This is a genomic window from Lysinibacillus sp. RU7 (assembly GCF_057837305.1).
Window position 1 is genome coordinate 1 of the sequence record NZ_JBYQFK010000068.1, and the last position, 590, is coordinate 590.

Sequence of the window (590 nt, forward strand, 5' to 3'; positions counted from 1 at the left end):
ATGATTTGACTGACTAACATCACAAATAATTCCCCGTAAAGATGGGCGACCCACCGATCCTTTTTGATCGCTTTCTGCTTCGTCCCTTCTAACTGTAAAAATGATTTCCATACTTTAAAATGTAACTCGATTTGCCAACGTAACCGATACAAGTCACATACTTGCTCCGCAGAGACCGTCATCGGTAAATTGGTCATAAAGAGCGAAATCCCTGCTAATGCAGTTACTTTTTCTTTTGGGATTTTGCCAGAACGTTGCGCACGACGCCGTATTTTCTTCTGTCTTTTTTGCTCTTGTTCTTCATCATGATGATAAATAATGAGTCGGGTTGGATACCGTTCTTCTCTGCCTAAATAGACACATGCCAAATCCACATAACTACCTCGTTGGATGGTTGGAAGAAGTGCCTGTAAATCCAGGGTTTCATATCGACTACTTTCGATGATCCGTCCGTCTGGATGATAGCGTAAATGTGTGGATTCTATCGCGATTGTACTATCTAAACGGACGCGAGAAATCACGTACCCCTTCGCTTGATGAATCTGTCGAAATATTTCATATTGAAAATAGCCCAAGTCTTGGATACATAA

Annotated in this window: 1 protein-coding gene; it reads right to left on the minus strand. The window is 41.4% G+C overall.

The window, feature by feature from the left end:
• A partial coding sequence (locus AC3II9_RS21485; protein ID WP_489158726.1) for a transposase occupies positions 1-575 on the minus strand: 575 nt, incomplete at its 3' end.
• Positions 576-590: the final 15 nt, after the last annotated feature.